We start from the raw sequence: 13,339 nt of genomic DNA, 5'->3' as shown, positions 1-13,339 counted from the left end.
CTGACCGTTTCGAGAATCGTGCCGCGTCTTACTCTTCGAGATCGACTTCGATTTTGTCACTGACAGCCCCGTCGAGGCGGGTCGTCACCACGCCGTCGGTGTACTCCGTGTCGAACGACCCCGACCATTCGACGCGCTCGCCCGCCGCGACGGAGCGCTCGATTATCGTGGATTCGTCGTCGTCGGCGATGCCGGTCGTCGGCCAGTAGAGCGCGACGAGAAATCGCCCGTCGTTTTCGGAGACGTTTCTCGCCACGAACGACAGGTCCACGCTGTACTGCTCGACCGTCGCGTCGAACGATTCGAGTTCGAACGTCGGCGCCGGTCGGCCGAGCGCCGCTACCGCATCGTCCGAAAGCTCCCACTCCGCCGTTTCGCCGCCGTACCGACAGCGAATCGCGGCCTCGCTCGCGTCGAGCGGCGACGGCGGTTCGAACGCCACCCAGCCGACCGCCCCGCCAGCGGCGTACGGCGCGCCGTACCGGATATCACCGTGGTCGGCGAGGGAACTCGTGTAGGCGCCCGTCGTCCGGTCCTCGATTTCGACCGCCGAATACGTCTTCCCGTCCGCGACGAGTTCGAAGGCGTCGTACGCCGGGTCGCCTCCGGCATCGACCGCGTTCCCCTGTTGGCTCTGGACCGCCGCGACGACGAACTGCGTTCCGTCCGACTGTAGCACCCCACCCGAACCCATGATGGACTCGTAGGTAATCGCCTTTCCGACGGTCGGGTTTGCAACGGCAACGCGCACCTCGCCGAGGGACTTCACCGACGACTCCGGCAGGGAAAAGGAGGTGTTTTCGGCGGTGGTCGTGTCGGGCGGGGCGTCGTCGGTCGTCTCGTCCGTCGTGTCGGCCGTCGATGTGTTCGTCTCGTCCGTCGGCGTGGGCGATTCGCTTCCGCTTCCGGCCGGACGCTCGCCGAGACAGCCCGCGAGTCCGGCGGACAGCGCGCAGACCGTGGTGAGGAGTTGGCGTCGGTTGGAGGGCATCGGTCAGGGATTTTACGCATTCGGGTATATGTTTTCTGTCTGTGACGACATAGGGTTGTTTTGCTGTCGTCTCTATCTTTCCGCTGTCCTCGAAACTCCTCTCGACGAAGTGGAGTTGATTTTTCTGTGACTGCAACGACAGACGTCACTGAAGCCGCAACCGCACCCCATCAGCCACACCCTCCCCAACCGATTCCTTCCACTTGCTCCGCTCGTTCCAGTCATCCCTCGCACGCTATCAGCACAGCCCCTCGGACGAGGTGTCCTCAGGGCTGTGCCAGCGTGCGCCACGGTGAAAATGCGGATTTCGAGAAAACCCCGTTTCGGAACAGCTCTACGCCTCAGACAGGCGTGCCGAACGCGTAGACGGTCTGGTGGCTGGTGACTTCCACGTCGAGGAAGTCGCCGGGTTCGATGCCGTGTTCCGTGGCGTTCTGGACGATGATTTGGCGGTAGGCCTCGTCGCGGCACTTGACGGAATCGCCGGTGCCCTCCTCGACGACCATGACGCGCTTTTCGGTGCCGACCATCTCGTCGTAGGCCGCGCCCACGATGTCCATCTTGAGTTCGGACATCTCCTTGGAGCGCTCCTTTTTCTTGGTGCCGCCGAGACCCTTCATCTCCGCGGCGTCGGTGTTCGGGCGCTTCGAGAAGCGGGTGACGTTCAGCTTCTCGGGGCGCGTCTCGCGGAGGAGCGCCATGCTCTGTTCGTGGTCGTCGTCGGTTTCGGTCGGGAAGCCGACGATGAAGTCCGTCGAGAGCGTCCAGTAGTCGAGGTACTCGTCGAACGTCTCGACGATTTCCACGTACTCCTCGACCTGATGCTGGCGGCGCATGTCGCCGAGCACGTCGTTCGACCCGGACTGGACCGGCGCGTGGATGAAGTTGTACAGTTCGTCGTTCTCGGCGAACACTTGCGCGAGTTCCTCGCGGATGCCGTGGACGCCCTTCGGGTTCGCCATGCCGACGCGGACCCGGAAGTCGCCCTCGATTTCGTTGCAGATGCGGTCGAGCAGGACGTGGAGTTTCCGCTCGCCGCGGTCCCAGCCGTAGACGCCGGTGTCCTGTCCGGTAATCCTGAGTTCCTTCGCACCCGCGTGGACGAGCGCTCGGGCCTTCTCGACGTTCTCCTCGACGGAGGGGGAGTCGATTTTTCCCGTCGCGTGCTTCGTGATGCAGTACGAGCAGTCGGACATACAGCCGCGAGCGATGGGGAGGATGCCGACCACGCCGTCCAGCACGGGTTCGACGCCCGGGCCGGGGGTCGGACACTCGCCGTTCGTGACCGCCGTCGGCACGTCGTCCCAGTGCATGATTTGGGCGTTTACGTCCTCGGCTCGGAACTCGTCGCCCTGTGCGAGCGCCATACACCCCGTGATGATGAGGTCCGCCGTCTCCGATTGCAGTTCTTTCGCCCGGCGAACCATGTTCCGCTCCGTCTTCTCCACGACAGTACATGTGTTCATTATCGCAACGTCGGCCTGCTCGGGACCCTCGACGCGGTAGTGGCCAGCGTCGCGCAGTGCGGACTCTATCTGGCGACTCTCGCCGCGATTCGAGGTACAGCCGTACGTTTCGATGTGATACCGGGCCATTCACTCCTCGATTTCGGCTACGCGGGCAAAAGGGCGACGGTTGTGTGCCAAACCGTGCGAGAAGCGCGCGACGAATCGTGAAGAAAGCTTATTATTTCCTATTGGGAAGCGGGTGTAATGCGCTCTCCATCACGGCGGGATTTTCTCGCCGCCCTCGGCACTACCGCGACCATCACCGCGACCGCTGGTTGTGCGGCCACCGAATCGCAGTCGGACGACGCCGCCTACGCGGCGGGGGACCGACCCGACTGGCCGACGGCCGGACACGACGGGGTGAACACCGGCTACAACCCGAGGGGCCACGGCCCGCGTTCAACCCCGAAAATAGCGTGGAAGACGCGCCTCGGGATGACCACCGGGCCGCCGGTCGCCGCCGACGACCGGGTCTTCGTCCCGGACGCGGAGAAGCTCGTCTGCTACGACGCGGCGGACGGAACGCAACGCTGGGAGTACCGACCGCCGGGCGACGGAAACATCTGGTCGGCACCGACCGTCAGGGACGGAACCGCCTACGTGAGCGGCCCCGACGAATCGGTGACGGCGGTGGACGTGAAATCGGGAACGAAACAACTGATGTTCGAGACCACGGGCTACGTCTCCGGTTCACCGCGGCTCGATTCCGACGGCGAGTCGTTGTTCGTCGGGACGAGCGACGGCTGGATTCACTGCTTCGACTTGGAGGAAAACGAGGAGCGCTGGCGACAACAGGTGTACGGGGAGATAGACGCGCCGCTGGCGGTGGCACACGACCGCACGCTGTTCGCCACGACGTACTGGGGGGAGGTGTACGCCTTTTCGGCCACGAACGGCGGCCGGATGTGGCGGCGGAAACTCCCGAGTATCATCACTGCCGCGCCGACACTCGTCCAGCAGTCGCTCTACGTCCCCGGAATCAAGGGACAGGTGTTCTGTCTCGACACCAACGCGGGGGCGGGCGGCACGAGGTGGAAGACGGAGCGCGGTGGCAACGTCTCCACGCATCTCGCCATCGCTGGCGGGACGATTTTCGGCGTCACGGGCGACAAACTTCACGCCATCGACGCCGACTCCGGGGAGTCCCGCTGGTCGTTCGGACTGACGGACACCAGTTCGTGTTCACCGGCGGTCGCGGGGGATACCGTTTACGTCGGTGACGGAAGCGGGGCCGTGTACGGCATCAAAACGAACGGCGGGTCCGGCGTCGGCGACACCCGATTCGGCGCAAAGCGGTGGAAACTCCGTCTCGACGGACGAGTTCGGGACGCCTTCGCCGTCGCGGACGGGACTCTGTTCGCCGCCACCGATTCGAGCGACAACGCGCCGATGTTGTACGCGCTCCGAGAGGAGTGAGTTCCCGCCGTATCCTGTCATCGGTCCCGCAGTTGACGGTAATGGTTCGTATCCTCGGATCCGGAGGGGGTTGAATTCGGGGAGAAAGCTGACTTTTCCGGAGTCTTTCGTTTTCGTTTCGGTTGTTCGATTTCTGCCACCTCCTCGAAACGTATTCCTTCTTTCGAACAGTAACGGCCGCGGAATGGTGCCGAACTCATTCGCCGTTACTCCGCCACGTCCCCGATTTAGGCGGCCAACAACAAACTGGCTGTAGTCCAAGCATATGTGATGAACCACGCGCCTGCGTGGGGAGAGAAACGAACATGACACAGCACGATATCTTCACCGGTACCGTCTTACAAGCAGGTGGGCTTCCACCGTGGGTCCAAGACCCCCTCACGGGGTTCGTCGCGTTCCTGCCGCGACTGGTCGGGGCGGTCGTCGTCCTGCTCATCGGGTGGGTCATCGGCCGCGGCGCGGCGGCCGTCGTCCGCCGGGTTTCGGATCGAATCGAACTTGACAGGATGGTCCTCGACACGCCGCTCGGGCGGATGCTCGGGGGGACCGAAGGCTCGGTCGCTAGTGCGTTCGGCAAACTCGCCGCGTGGTTCGTCTACGCGCTCGCCATCCTCGCGGCGGCGAACGTGCTCGCCATCCCCAGACTATCGTTGTGGGTCGCAACGGCGGTGTCGTACCTGCCAGCGCTTATCGCAGGACTGTTGGTCATCATCCTGGGGTTCATCGTGGCCGACTTCATCGGCGACGCCATCATGCGAACTCGCGCGGCGACCCACACCGACTACACGGTCTGGTTCGCCACGGGAACTCGGATGTTCCTGTACTTCACCGCCATCGTCATCGGGTTGGACACGATGGGCATCAGCGTCGGCATCCTGTACGTCTTCGCGCGTGCCCTGGCGTGGGGCCTCGCGGCCGCCATCGCCATCGGCGTCGGCGTCTCCTTCGGTTGGGGTGGCCGCGATTACGTGGCGAGCCACATCGACGGGTGGATGAGCAGCGCACGCGAGGGAACGCCCAGTCCGCAACCGAGCGACGACGACTGAAACGGGACGGTCCGCGGGTGACCTCCCGCGGACCCATCCGAGGACCCTATCCGCGGAAATCCTCGACGATTTCGACGCCGCTGCTCGCGCCGATGCGCTCGGCACCGGCGTCGAGCATCGCCTTCGCTTTTTCGTAATCGCCGATGCCGCCGCTCGCTTTGACGGGGAGGTACTCGGCCATCAGTTCCACGTCCTCGACTTCCGCGCCACCGTCCGCGAATCCCGTGGAAGTCTTGACGAACGCCGCGTCCGCCTCCTCCGCCAATCGGCAGGCGTCGTGTTTCTCCTCGTCGGTGAGGAGCGCCGTCTCGATGATGACCTTCACCGGAATCGGGACGGCGGCGACGACTTCCTCGATATCCGCCCGCACCGCGTCGTGGTCGCCCGCCGTCAGTCGCCCGACGTTGATGACCATATCCAGTTCGTCCGCGCCGTCGTCCCACGCGCCGACCGCTTCGTCGCGCTTGGCGTCGGTCGCGTGCTGGCCGTGCGGGAACCCGACGACGGTTGCGAGCGTCACGTCCGGGGCGTACTCGGCGGCCTCCGCCACGTAGCACGGCGGGATGCAGGCGTTCATTCCGTACTCCTCGGCGTCATCGAGCACGGCTTCCACGTCCGCGAGGGTCGTCTCCGGTCCCAACACCGTGTGGTCGATTTTTGCAGCGAGTTCTGATTCGTTCATAGCGGGGAGGATGGCCCGCCCCGGTAAAAATCCCGCTATCGTCGGGACACGACCCACAGCACCGTCCCGAGTCCGACGAGCAACAGCGTGTACGACCCGGCGGCGATGGCGGCGTTCGTGACCGACGAATAGCCGTCGATTTGGAACGTGATTGCCTTGCGGACCAGCGCGATGATGCCCGCGTAAACCGTCGCTCGCACGACGCCGACTTCGCCCTCGGACTCCACGTAGGCGATGACCGTCCGATAGATTTCCGCGACGATGAACAACAGCAACACGATATCGACCAGTTCGATGAGGGTTCGCGGGTCGGTCGCACGACCGGCGCGGAGAAAAGAGAGCGCGAGGAACCCGAAATCGAGGAGGCCGACGACGAACAGGCCGACGAGCAGATAGGCGGCGACGAGTTCGGCGACGCGCATCACCGACTCTGAGGCGGCTATCGGCGTGTCGAGGTCCATGTTTCCAGTGCAACTGCCGCCACCGTAGAATTTCCGCCGGACTATCTTTTTCACTCCGATAGTCGTAGGGGTTCACATGAACGACCCTGCTATCACGCCCGCCGTCACCGCCGTCGCGGACGACATCGCCGAGATGGAGATCCGCGGCGCGGCGGCCATCGCCGACGCGGCGGCCGCGGCCATCGGCGAGCAGGCGCAAGCCAGCGAGGCCGACACTCCGGAGGAGTTCCGGGCGGAGATTCGCGCCGCCGCCCGGCGACTCCACGAAACCCGGCCGACCGCGGTGAGCCTCCCGAACGCCCTGCGCTACGTCTTGCAGGGGATGGAAGGGAACACCGTGGCGGAACTGCGAGACAGCATCGTAGCGACCGTCGTGGAGTTCCGTCGGGAACTCGACCAAGCGCAGGACAACCTCGGGCAAATCGGCGCGAACCGCCTCCGCGACGGCGACACCATCATGACCCATTGTCACTCGACTGACGCGCTCTCTTGCGTCCGCCACGCGCTGAACGACGGCAAGGATATCAGCGCCATCGTGAAGGAAACCCGACCACGGAAGCAAGGCCACATCACCGCCCGCCAACTGCGCGACTGGGACGTGCCCGTTACCCTCATCGTGGACAACGCGGCCCGACGGTATCTGAACGACGCGGACCACGTGCTCGTCGGCGCGGACTCCATCGCCGCCGACGGGAGCGTCATCAACAAAATCGGCACGTCTGGATTGGCCGTCAACGCCCGCGAACGCGGCGTTCCCATCATGGTCGCCGCACAGACGCTGAAACTCCATCCGGGGACGATGACGGGCCACACCGTCGAAATCGAGATGCGAGACGAGCGGGAAGTCCTCGCCGACGCGGAACGCGAGGCGGTGGGCGACGTGCGCGTCGAGAACCCGGCGTTCGACGTGACGCCGCCGCGATACGTGGACGCCATCGTCACCGAACGCGGACAGTTTCCGCCGGAGAGCATCGTGACGCTGATGCGCGAGCTGTTCGGGGACCAACAGAACGGCGAACCGTGGGACGAACGGTCCTGACGTGACCGATTCATCCGAAGCGATGCCCTTCTCTACGGGCGGAGCACCACCGAACGGAACGGATTCCGCCGAGTCGTTAAGCCGGTAGCAGTGCTAAAGGGAACGGTACCATGGCAGTCATTGCAGAACTCACCCTCCAGTCGAAGAGCTTTCCGCTCGGGGACCTCCTGACCACGGGAACGGACATTCACATCGAGTTCGAGCGCGTCGTTCCGGTCGGCCCGCGCGTCGTTCCGGTTTTCTGGGCGTGGGGGGACGACCTGTCGGACTTCGAAACGCGGGTACGTGACGGGTCGTACGTCAACGACCTCACGGAACTCGACCGCGTGGACGACCGCGTTCTCTATCTAATGGAGTGGGAGATTCCCGACGAAGCCTTCCTCGAAGGGTTACAGGAGACGAACAGCATCATCAGAACCGCGGAAGGCTACGACGACGAGGACTGGTCGTTCGAACTGCTCTTTCCGTCGTACGACGACCTCTCCGAGTTCCACAACTATAGCCTCGAAAACGACGTCGAGTACACCCTCGGTCGCATCTATACGCTCAGGGAAGTGGGGAAAAATCGACCGCCCCTGTCGCTGACCGAGGAACAACGGGAGGCGTTGCTCCTCGCACTCCAACGGGGATATTTCTCCACGCCGAGTCGCGTGACCCTCGACGAGTTGGCGACGGAACTGGACATCAGTCAACAGGCGCTGTCCGAGCGGATTCGACGCGGAAACGAGTCCCTCCTCGAACAGACGCTTTTGGGAGCGGACGACGGCGACAAGCGTGAATGACTTGTCACGACCGCTTTCGCTTATAAATATCTTGTTCGAACAAGCAAACCGCTGAACAAAAAGGTACACTAGCATATGCATAGATACACGATGGTGGACTCCGATTCTCGGCGACGTTCCACGCTGTCGGTGGACGACATCATGGACATCACGGCCGAACCGTATCGGCGCCGGATTCTCTCTCACCTGTCGTCCATCCCCGAAGATCGGTGTTCGGTCGCAGAACTGATCGACGCTCTCCAGTCGAAGGGGACCGGAGACGACCTCTCCGAAAAGCGGTTGCGCCAACGACTGCATCACATCCACCTTCCGAAACTACGGGACCACGGCCTCATCGGGTACGACGACGAGGAAAACGACGTTCGATACATCGGGTCTCCGCGGCTGGAATCCTTTCTCGACCAGATGGAGTCGCCCGGTGACGATGCCCCGGGCGAGGATTCGTAACGCGGTGCGCTCGCCGTCGGTGGTTCGTAGCGCCTGACGTGACACACGCGGGGAGTGAGGCGAAGGGGCGAGTGGAGCCGAGCGGTCGGCACGAAGGGAGCACACAGACCGCAAACCTTTCCATACCTCCGTTCGCGTGTCGGTGTATGGTACTGCCGGACGGGTTCGCGTTCCCCCCCATTTCGTATCTTCTCCCGCTTTTGCTGGCGGTCGGTGTCGTCATCTGGCTGCTCTGGCGTTCGGAACCGACCATCTCGGAGCGGACCGTCGTGTCGCTCGCGCCGTGGATGGTCGTCGGTGCGGGGCTGAACGCGCTGTATCAACTCCCGGAATCGCCGATTCCGGACGTCTTTCTCCCGTTCTTCGGGACTCCCGCGGTCTATCTCACGACGTTCGCCGTAGCCGGGGCCGTCTGGTTGCTCTCGATTCATCGTCTCCGAGCCCCCGTTCCCCGTGTGCTCGCCGGTACCGGGCTCGTGGGCGTCGCGGTCGTCCTCCTCGTCGCACTCTGGTACGGCGTCCAGCACGACAGTCTCCGCCTGTTCTGGCCGTTCGTGGCGCTCGTCGTCGCGGTGATTCTGACCGGACTCCTCTGGGCGGCGACCCAGTTCTTCTATCCCGACGTCGCCATCATCACGGGAGCGGTCGGCGTCCTCACGCTGTTCGCCCACGCCTTGGATTCCGTCTCGACCGCGGTCGGTATCGACGTGCTCGGCTTCGGCGAGCGAACGCCGCTCTCGCAAGCCATCCTCGAAATCGCCCACTCGCTCCCGACGGCGGACTCGTTCGGCGTCGGGTGGCTGTTCGTCGTCGTGAAACTCGCCATCGCGGAGTTCGTCGTCCTGCTGTTCGCGGATTACGTCTCCAGCGAACCGACCGAGGGCTACCTCCTGCTCGGCGTCGTCGCGGCGGTCGGACTCGGGCCGGGCGCGCACAACCTCATCCTGTTCGCGGTCACGGGCTGATAGGGATTCTCGTAGCCAACTGGACTGCTCTCCATCGAGGGCCCACGCCGCGTTTCGATTCCGGGACGGGAAATAGACTTCTACGATACTCCCCGTGAATCGTCACGTTCCCGGCCACGGAGAAAGTCGTCAGGATTTTTTACTACTGCGGGGTAACAAGAGGGATATGCCGTCCACGAACCGCTTTAGGAGTGTGCTATGGTTCGAGTCGTAACCGCGGGCCACATCAACTGGGACGTGACGCTCAGAGTGGACGCCCTCCCCGACCCCGACGGCGAAGCCCGTATCTCCTCACAGCGGCGCTCCGGCGGCGGCAGTGCCGCGAACGTCGCCGCCGCCCTCGCGGGGATGGACGTCTCGACCGGGCTGGTCGGGAGCATCGGCTCCGACGAACACGGCTTGCTGGTTCGAAACGAACTCACGAGCGTCGGGGTGGACTGCACGCACGTCATCGAAGTCGCGGGTGTCGAGACCACGACGAAGTACCTCATCGTGGACGAACGCGGCGAGGTGATGGTACTCGGAAACGAGGGAGCGAACGAAATCATCTCGCCCGAGGACATCGACTCCGAGTACGTCAGGTCGGCGGAACACCTCCACCTGACCAGCCAGCGCCCGGACACGGCGGCCGAACTCGCTCGAATCGCCACCGCGGCGGACATGTCAGTGAGTTTCGACCCCGGCCGTCGTCTCGGCGAACGGGACTTCTCGCGGGCGTTGGCCTACTCGGATATCGTCTTCCTGAACGACCGCGAAGCGGCGACCATTTTGGACAGCGATTTGGAACACCCGTCGTCGGAGCTACACGGCCGGGTCGTCGTCATCAAGCACGGACGCAAGGGTGCGCGGGTCGATACGACCGACGGCGTTTACACCCATCCCGGGTTCGTCGTCGAATCGGTCGATTCGACCGGCGCTGGCGACGCTTTCGCGGCCGGGTTCATCACCACTCTACTCGATTCGCACGACTACGAACAAGCGCTGGAGTTCGCCAACGCCTGCGGCGCGCTGACTTCGATGGCGTCCGGGGCGCGAACGGCCCCCACGCGCGAGCGCGTTGAGGCGTTTCTCGACGAACAGTTCTGACTGCTCGGCGAACGGTTCTACACTTCGTTCGGTCCGTCCGCGCTCTGTACCTGCCAGCCGCCCTTAATCCCACAGGCCTCCCGCACCTCGTATTCGATGTCCGTCTCGGGTCCCATTCGATCACCGCCTTCGATGCGCTCGACGCGGAGCGGTACGTCGAGCGTGTTTCCACAACACCCCACGTCGAGGAACTCGTTCCACGTGTCTCCCTCGTGGAGTTGACCCTTGGTCTTCCGGAGGTACGCTTTGAAATACCTGGTTCCGACCTGAAACCGACCCCAGTTGCTCAGGTCCTCGGGATACGAGACGACGACCGTCGTCGCCGAGTCGTTCGCTGCGTTCGTCTTTTCCACCGACATAGTGGAGGATAGGGACCGAGGATAATTATGCCTTCGTCCGATTTTTGCCGCCCTTCCTTCGGTTTCGCGTGACCTCTTCGGCCGTAGTAATTAAGAAGGCTTATTCAGGGTCGCCCCGCACCCAACGGATATGGTAGAGTTTCAAGTACCGGAGGTCGATTACACCCGGTACTCGAATCGGCAACTCGCGGGGGTTCCCCTCGCTATTCTCGTGCTGGCGTTGCTTGTCATCGCCGGTTGGTATGCCGCCACCGGCGCACCAGTGACACCGGGTATCGATTTTACGGGCGGAACCGAAATGAGAATCCAGACGACTGCATCGCAACAGCAGATCACAACCTCGTTCGATTCCGAGGTCGCGTCGGTGACTCCGGCGCAGTCTTCGAACAACGTCTATATCGTCACGTTCCAAGACACTGATACGAACTCGCTCACGTCGCAAGCGGAGGACCTCGGGTACGACGTGCTCTCCATTCAGAGTACGTCGGCGAGTTTCGGGTCGAGCGCCCAACAACTCGCACTCTACGGCATCGTCGCGGCGTTCGTCGGCATGAGCATCATCGTCTTCCTCATGTTCCGGTCGTTCGTTCCCTCTATCGCGGTCGTGCTCTCCGCATTCAGCGACATCGTGATTCCGGTCGCGCTGATGAACCTGTTCGGCATCAAACTCTCGCTGGGGACCGTGGCCGCGCTCCTGATGCTCATCGGATATAGCGTGGACTCGGACATCCTGCTCAACAACCACGTCCTCCGGCGGTCCGGCGGCTTCTACGAGAGCACCTACCGCGCGATGCGGACGGGTGTGACGATGACCGTCACGTCGCTCGCCGCGATGGCGGTGATGACCATCGTGGCGTTCATCTTCCAAATCGGCCTGCTCACGGCCATCGGCGTCGTCCTCGTGATGGGACTGGCGACCGACCTGATGAACACGTACATGCTCAATCTGAGCCTCCTTCGCTGGTACAAGTACGAGGGGGTGGGACGATGAGCATGCGCGACCAATGGCGCGTCGGCCTGCTTCTCGTCCTCCTGCTCGGAAGCGCCTTCGCGCTGTTCGTCCCGCAGGGCGGAAGCGGCGGAAACGCCAACCTCGCCGCGTCCAGTTCCGGCCCGACCAACCTGAAGTACGGTCTCGAACTGGCGGGCGGGACGCGAATTCGCGCGCCCGTCAACGGCGTCACGGCCGAGCAAGTGAGCGCACCGAACGGAACGTCCCGAACGGACATCCAGAAGGCCGTCGCCGGGGGCATTCCCGGCGTCAGTCAGTCCGACGTGGCGATTCGAACCACGAAAACCCAGAGCACCGTCGAGGTCTTCTCGGACAACGTGACCACCGAACAGGTCAAGTCGGCGCTGGACGGTGCGAACATCGAGTACGAAACCGTCCGCGAAGGCGTGACCGCACAGACGCGCGACAATATCGTTCGCACGCTGAGCGATAAGATCTCCAAGGCGGGACTCGCCGGGGGTCGCGTCCAGCAGGTCACGGCGGCGAACGGCAGGCATTTCATCCAAATCGAGATGCCAAACGCCAACCAGTCCCAGATGGAGAGTCTGGTCACGAAGCGCGGGAAGGTCTCTATCGTCGCTCACTACCCGACCGGCAACGGGACGCAGGCGAACACGACGCTGTTCACCCAGCAGGGAATCTCCAACGTCGGACCCGCACAACAAGCCGGTACCGATAATCGGTGGGGCGTCTCCGTTTCGCTCTCCGACGAGTCCGCGAACAAGTTCGTCCGCGTGATGAACGAGAAGGGCTTCACGAGTTCGCAGGGCATCCTCGCCTGTAACTATCCGCAACAGTCCGCCGACAAGGCGGGATACTGCCTCTACACGGTCACGGACGGCCGCGTAGTCTACGGTGCGGGAATGGGGAGGAACCTCGCCCCGTCCGTCAAAAGCGGCGAATTCAAAAACAACCCGACGTTCAGAATTACCGCTTCCAACGCCTCCGAGGCGCGTCGTCTGCAGATCAACCTGCAAGCGGGTGCGCTTCCGGCGGCACTCGACACGCAGGAAGGGACCACGACCTACCTCCAGCCGAGTCTCGCGAGCCAGTTCAAAGTCGATTCCCTCATCGCCGGTATCGCGGCCGTGCTCGCGGTCAGCGGCGTCGTCTTCCTCCGCTACGGAAAGCGCGAGGTCGCGCTGCCGATGATTCTGACCGCCCTCTCCGAGGTGTTCATCCTGCTCGGCTTCGCCGCCGCGGTGAAACTCCCGCTCGACCTCTCGCACATCGCCGGGTTCATCGCGGTCATCGGGACCGGGGTGGACGACCTCATCATCATCGCCGACGAGGTGATGAGCGAAGGGGACGTCAACTCCTCGCGCGTCTTCCAGTCGCGCTTCCGCAAGGCGTTCTGGGTCATCGGGGCCGCCGCCGCGACGACCATCATCGCCATGAGTCCGTTGGCGGTGCTCGGACTCGGCGACCTGCAAGGGTTCGCCATCATCACCATCCTCGGCGTGCTCATCGGTGTGCTGGTCACGCGACCGGCCTACGGTGACATCCTCCGCTACCTGCTGACGGACAAATAACTGTCGGCTATCG

At 63.5% G+C, this 13,339-nt stretch carries 14 protein-coding genes; 9 read left to right on the top strand and 5 right to left on the bottom strand.

The genetic code is table 11. The features are described from left to right. Positions 1-28 precede the first annotated feature (28 nt). Together OPC11_RS04115 and OPC11_RS04110 are read right to left on the bottom strand one after the other, a co-directional pair. Positions 29-991 (bottom strand): hypothetical protein, encoded by a 963-nt coding sequence (locus OPC11_RS04115; protein WP_264781088.1) that lies wholly within the window; start codon positions 989-991, stop codon positions 29-31. 341 nt (positions 992-1,332) lie between these two features. Beyond that, entirely contained in the window at positions 1,333-2,586 is a 1,254-nt protein-coding gene (locus OPC11_RS04110; protein ID WP_264781087.1) for a tRNA (N(6)-L-threonylcarbamoyladenosine(37)-C(2))-methylthiotransferase, read from the bottom strand. Positions 2,587-2,703: 117 nt separating this feature from the next. Here OPC11_RS04110 and OPC11_RS04105 point away from each other — a divergent pair, with 117 nt between their 5' ends. Together OPC11_RS04105 and OPC11_RS04100 are read left to right on the top strand one after the other, a co-directional pair. Continuing rightward, on the top strand, positions 2,704-3,915 hold the full coding sequence (locus OPC11_RS04105) for a PQQ-binding-like beta-propeller repeat protein (protein WP_264781086.1): 1,212 nt from the start codon (positions 2,704-2,706) through the stop codon (positions 3,913-3,915). 305 nt (positions 3,916-4,220) lie between these two features. Continuing rightward, entirely contained in the window at positions 4,221-4,961 is a 741-nt protein-coding gene (locus OPC11_RS04100; RefSeq protein ID WP_007983581.1) for a hypothetical protein, read from the top strand. A 46-nt stretch (positions 4,962-5,007) separates the two neighbouring features. Here the strand turns inward: OPC11_RS04100 and deoC are convergent, their stop codons facing one another. Together deoC and OPC11_RS04090 are read right to left on the bottom strand one after the other, a co-directional pair. After that, complete coding sequence (gene deoC / locus OPC11_RS04095) at positions 5,008-5,643, bottom strand: deoxyribose-phosphate aldolase (RefSeq protein ID WP_264781085.1); 636 nt, start codon at positions 5,641-5,643, stop codon at positions 5,008-5,010. A 35-nt stretch (positions 5,644-5,678) separates the two neighbouring features. Further along, positions 5,679-6,104 (bottom strand): phosphate-starvation-inducible PsiE family protein, encoded by a 426-nt coding sequence (locus tag OPC11_RS04090; protein ID WP_018128795.1) that lies wholly within the window; start codon positions 6,102-6,104, stop codon positions 5,679-5,681. Between the two features lie 76 nt (positions 6,105-6,180). On the opposite strand from OPC11_RS04090, the gene OPC11_RS04085 reads away from it, so the two are divergent. The 5 genes from OPC11_RS04085 to OPC11_RS04065 all read left to right on the top strand — a co-directional run bounded on the left by OPC11_RS04085 (position 6,181) and on the right by OPC11_RS04065 (position 10,423). Then, positions 6,181-7,143 carry a ribose 1,5-bisphosphate isomerase gene (locus OPC11_RS04085; RefSeq protein WP_264781084.1) on the top strand — a complete coding sequence of 321 codons (963 nt, stop codon included), beginning with the start codon at positions 6,181-6,183 and terminating at the stop codon, positions 7,141-7,143. A gap of 110 nt (positions 7,144-7,253) precedes the next feature. Next, the gene (locus OPC11_RS04080; RefSeq protein WP_264781083.1) at positions 7,254-7,925 is read left to right on the top strand and encodes a helix-turn-helix domain-containing protein; all 672 of its coding nucleotides are present in this window, start codon (positions 7,254-7,256) and stop codon (positions 7,923-7,925) included. 75 nt (positions 7,926-8,000) lie between these two features. After that, complete coding sequence (locus OPC11_RS04075) at positions 8,001-8,372, top strand: hypothetical protein (RefSeq protein WP_264781082.1); 372 nt, start codon at positions 8,001-8,003, stop codon at positions 8,370-8,372. A gap of 146 nt (positions 8,373-8,518) precedes the next feature. Continuing rightward, positions 8,519-9,337, top strand: a complete 819-nt coding sequence (locus OPC11_RS04070; RefSeq protein WP_007983568.1) for a DUF63 family protein — start codon at positions 8,519-8,521, stop codon at positions 9,335-9,337. A gap of 198 nt (positions 9,338-9,535) precedes the next feature. Further along, the gene (locus OPC11_RS04065; RefSeq protein WP_264781081.1) at positions 9,536-10,423 is read left to right on the top strand and encodes a carbohydrate kinase family protein; all 888 of its coding nucleotides are present in this window, start codon (positions 9,536-9,538) and stop codon (positions 10,421-10,423) included. 17 nt (positions 10,424-10,440) lie between these two features. Here OPC11_RS04065 and OPC11_RS04060 read toward each other — a convergent pair whose 3' ends face one another. Beyond that, a complete protein-coding gene (locus OPC11_RS04060; RefSeq protein ID WP_007983565.1) occupies positions 10,441-10,782 on the bottom strand; it encodes a hypothetical protein in 342 nt (113 codons plus the stop codon). A gap of 130 nt (positions 10,783-10,912) precedes the next feature. Between OPC11_RS04060 and secF the strand changes: the two genes are divergently transcribed. Continuing rightward, the gene (gene secF, locus OPC11_RS04055; RefSeq protein ID WP_007983564.1) at positions 10,913-11,773 is read left to right on the top strand and encodes a protein translocase subunit SecF; all 861 of its coding nucleotides are present in this window, start codon (positions 10,913-10,915) and stop codon (positions 11,771-11,773) included. Next, complete coding sequence (locus OPC11_RS04050) at positions 11,770-13,326, top strand: preprotein translocase subunit SecD (RefSeq protein WP_007983563.1); 1,557 nt, start codon at positions 11,770-11,772, stop codon at positions 13,324-13,326. Before secF ends, OPC11_RS04050 begins: the two co-directional genes overlap by 4 nt. The last annotated feature ends 13 nt before the right edge of the window (positions 13,327-13,339 follow it).

The organism is Haladaptatus sp. T7 (assembly GCF_026008575.1).
Taxonomy (GTDB): domain Archaea; phylum Halobacteriota; class Halobacteria; order Halobacteriales; family Haladaptataceae; genus Haladaptatus; species Haladaptatus paucihalophilus.
The sequence above is the reverse complement of the archived record's forward strand: the minus strand, read 5'-3'. Positions and strand labels throughout refer to the sequence as shown.

Excerpts from the sequence above, each read along its gene's own strand:
- OPC11_RS04115 (WP_264781088.1), bottom strand. The coding sequence starts at position 991 with ATGCCCTCCAACCGACGCCAACTCCTCACCACGGTCTGCGCGCTGTCC.
- OPC11_RS04060 (WP_007983565.1), bottom strand. The coding sequence starts at position 10,782 with ATGTCGGTGGAAAAGACGAACGCAGCGAACGACTCGGCGACGACGGTC.
- secF (WP_007983564.1), top strand. The coding sequence starts at position 10,913 with ATGGTAGAGTTTCAAGTACCGGAGGTCGATTACACCCGGTACTCGAAT.
- OPC11_RS04075 (WP_264781082.1), top strand. The coding sequence starts at position 8,001 with ATGCATAGATACACGATGGTGGACTCCGATTCTCGGCGACGTTCCACG.
- OPC11_RS04065 (WP_264781081.1), top strand. The coding sequence starts at position 9,536 with ATGGTTCGAGTCGTAACCGCGGGCCACATCAACTGGGACGTGACGCTC.
- OPC11_RS04070 (WP_007983568.1), top strand. The coding sequence starts at position 8,519 with ATGGTACTGCCGGACGGGTTCGCGTTCCCCCCCATTTCGTATCTTCTC.
- OPC11_RS04110 (WP_264781087.1), bottom strand. The coding sequence starts at position 2,586 with ATGGCCCGGTATCACATCGAAACGTACGGCTGTACCTCGAATCGCGGC.
- OPC11_RS04085 (WP_264781084.1), top strand. The coding sequence starts at position 6,181 with ATGAACGACCCTGCTATCACGCCCGCCGTCACCGCCGTCGCGGACGAC.
- OPC11_RS04050 (WP_007983563.1), top strand. The coding sequence starts at position 11,770 with ATGAGCATGCGCGACCAATGGCGCGTCGGCCTGCTTCTCGTCCTCCTG.
- deoC (WP_264781085.1), bottom strand. The coding sequence starts at position 5,643 with ATGAACGAATCAGAACTCGCTGCAAAAATCGACCACACGGTGTTGGGA.
- OPC11_RS04080 (WP_264781083.1), top strand. The coding sequence starts at position 7,254 with ATGGCAGTCATTGCAGAACTCACCCTCCAGTCGAAGAGCTTTCCGCTC.
- OPC11_RS04105 (WP_264781086.1), top strand. The coding sequence starts at position 2,704 with ATGCGCTCTCCATCACGGCGGGATTTTCTCGCCGCCCTCGGCACTACC.
- OPC11_RS04100 (WP_007983581.1), top strand. The coding sequence starts at position 4,221 with ATGACACAGCACGATATCTTCACCGGTACCGTCTTACAAGCAGGTGGG.
- OPC11_RS04090 (WP_018128795.1), bottom strand. The coding sequence starts at position 6,104 with ATGGACCTCGACACGCCGATAGCCGCCTCAGAGTCGGTGATGCGCGTC.